The 2305-nt window shown below is 40.0% G+C and carries 3 protein-coding genes; all 3 read right to left on the bottom strand.

What is annotated here, in order from left to right; genetic code table 11:
• Positions 1-114: 114 nt before the first annotated feature.
• The 3 genes from A8O25_RS22220 to A8O25_RS22210 all read right to left on the bottom strand — a co-directional run bounded on the left by A8O25_RS22220 (position 115) and on the right by A8O25_RS22210 (position 2138).
• Positions 115-504, bottom strand: a complete 390-nt coding sequence (locus tag A8O25_RS22220; RefSeq protein WP_066839848.1) for a hypothetical protein — start codon at positions 502-504, stop codon at positions 115-117.
• 590 nt (positions 505-1094) lie between these two features.
• A complete protein-coding gene (locus A8O25_RS22215; RefSeq protein WP_066839846.1) occupies positions 1095-1739 on the bottom strand; it encodes a hypothetical protein in 645 nt (214 codons plus the stop codon).
• 90 nt (positions 1740-1829) lie between these two features.
• A complete protein-coding gene (locus tag A8O25_RS22210) occupies positions 1830-2138 on the bottom strand; it encodes a hypothetical protein (protein ID WP_206598739.1) in 309 nt (102 codons plus the stop codon).
• Positions 2139-2305: the final 167 nt, after the last annotated feature.

The raw sequence follows: 2305 nt of genomic DNA, 5'->3' as shown, positions 1-2305 counted from the left end.
TTGATGCTCTTTTTGGCGGCAGGAATTGAAATCAACTTGAGAAAAGTGAAGAGGGATTGAAACAGGGCACTGTTTAACGCTGAGTTGTGCAACAGCTACTGTTGTTGTGTATAGTCATTTTACTTTAACCATATTGCTTTTATACTGAAAATCATTGTCACCGACGAATTTTGCTTCTTGTAAGTATGAATCTTTTTCAGTCTTCGTAATTCTTACTATCAAATCGGGAGTCGGTCTGTCTTTTGGTCTTGATGCCCAAAAGGATTCATTACCCTCCTTGAATATAAGTCTATATGTACAATCGTCTATCCATTCAATTTTTAGTGTGACTTTTACATTTCCATATTCTTCTATTTGGAGAGAGTCACTTCTAGTAATTTTAGATTTTATTACTCCATTTTCTACATTCTGGAATTTGCCAATTCTAAAATTTTTACAGTCGGATTGTGAATAAGCACTACAAGAAGTAATTAGTAGGCAAGCAAGGAGTAAATATTTATACATTATTTGTTTGATTTGATTATACACAACGGTCTAGTATAAACGACGGCGGAGGCCGTCGGCCGATGCTGACGTTTATGCATTGTTGTGGCGAGTTTTTCTACTGCAAAGCCCGCCGAGCTTTTACTTTTCTGTTTTTGACCTGATTTGCTAAAAGTAAGCCTAAAACGTAAAACGGAGAGCTTGTCGAGTTCTTTATCAGTCCGTTTTTAGGCTGTTTTCCTGAAATCAGGCTGAAAACGCATTTTGTATCCGTCCGTTTTCAAGTATTTTATGTCCGTCGGCATGCAAGTATTTTGCGTCCATTCTTGCTCAAACGCCTGAGTAATTCATCTTCTGCTACTTCTGCAACATCAGTCGATGAAAGTCGGGGTACAATTGCTTTCTTTTGCTAAGGTAATTTAATTCTTTTGCCGAGAAGTTCTTGCAGCTTTGCCGGTTTCTTTTTGGCTTTTGCTACTCTTGCCGATATTTTTTTTACGCTGGCCTCACCTAGAAGCTATATTCAAAATTTGCCACAACGGTTAGTATAAAAAACGTGCGAGGCCGTCGGCCGAAGCATGATTTTTATACAATGTTATGGCTTGGCCTTTTTAGATGATGGAGTAGCTCAATGTTATAGTCTGTAACTTTGATTCCAATTTCCTCTCAATCTGATATTCCCTATCCCGCAAATCTTCGCTTGTGAAATACACCACGTCGATTCCTACTTCTTCGTATCTGCCGAATGTTACTTTCTTTGAGTCGATGTCTTTCTTCAGCGCCTTGTAGTCAAATTCATTGTCAAGCACTTTTGCAATCCATAATGCTTTCTTATATACATTACCCCAATTTGAGTAGTCGGTCTTGTCGTTCCTTAGCCTGAACTCAGCTTCAACGACGAAGTGGCTGCACCCGCCCCTGTAAATCTGTAAAGTGTCGCCAGTCTCAAGTAGGAAAGTAGCTGTCCGTTTCCCGTAATCCCACTTATAACCTTTCAGTTCCTCAACATCTTTAAGGAATTCATCTGTCTGCGTTTCTTGGTCGAATACACATTCCTCAGGTGCTTCTTCTTCGGCGGGTGTTTCATTTGCAGCCAGATTTGATAAGTTATCCTTATTTGTTCCAAGTTTTTGTACCGTATCCACTGTTGGTATTTTCAAAGTTTCTTGAGCCAGTGGTATCGATTCACCTTCCTGTCTTGGGCTGCTGCAAGAGACAGTTAGAACTGCAATAAAAAGTTTGAATATATTTCTCATTTTTTTATTTAGGCTTGGCCATAACGTACTTGTGTAAACGGCGGCGAGGCCGTCGGCCGCTGCTGACGTTTACACGTTGTTGTGGTGTCGTTATTTTATTTTATTTATTGCCCATTGCAATTCATCTTGTTCAGCGCCATAAGCATCTAATTGACCGTAGTCAATGTAAGATGAAACATTGAACCCTTCTTCTATATCGTTGTACCAGATTACCTTTTTTCCTGCAATCGCTACGACCCAGAATCCGCCTCCCTCTCTGCCAAATTCTTCTTCCGTCCATTTTTCGGGTTCTATTGAGATTAATTCCCAAATCTGTTTCTGGATGTCCGACATTTTAGAGCTTCCTTCCCTTATTAGGGAGCTTAACTTATCTAATTCAATCGGCGTCCAATTTTCCATCGGTGATTTTAAAATTCTTGATAGGGTAAGAGCGTGTTAAGACTTATTCTTTATTTATAATGCACCACAACGTACTGGTATAAACGACGCCGCAGGCCGTCGGCCAAGGTGACGTTTATGCGTTGTTAGTTCATGTTTTTTCTTGCGCGACCTGCACTTCTGCGCTT

Source organism: Rufibacter ruber (assembly GCF_001647275.1).
GTDB lineage: Bacteria > Bacteroidota > Bacteroidia > Cytophagales > Hymenobacteraceae > Nibribacter > Nibribacter ruber_C.
The sequence above is the reverse complement of the archived record's forward strand: the minus strand, read 5'-3'. Positions and strand labels throughout refer to the sequence as shown.

Excerpts from the sequence above, each read along its gene's own strand:
- A8O25_RS22220 (WP_066839848.1), bottom strand. The coding sequence starts at position 504 with ATGTATAAATATTTACTCCTTGCTTGCCTACTAATTACTTCTTGTAGT.
- A8O25_RS22215 (WP_066839846.1), bottom strand. The coding sequence starts at position 1,739 with ATGAGAAATATATTCAAACTTTTTATTGCAGTTCTAACTGTCTCTTGC.
- A8O25_RS22210 (WP_206598739.1), bottom strand. The coding sequence starts at position 2,138 with ATGGAAAATTGGACGCCGATTGAATTAGATAAGTTAAGCTCCCTAATA.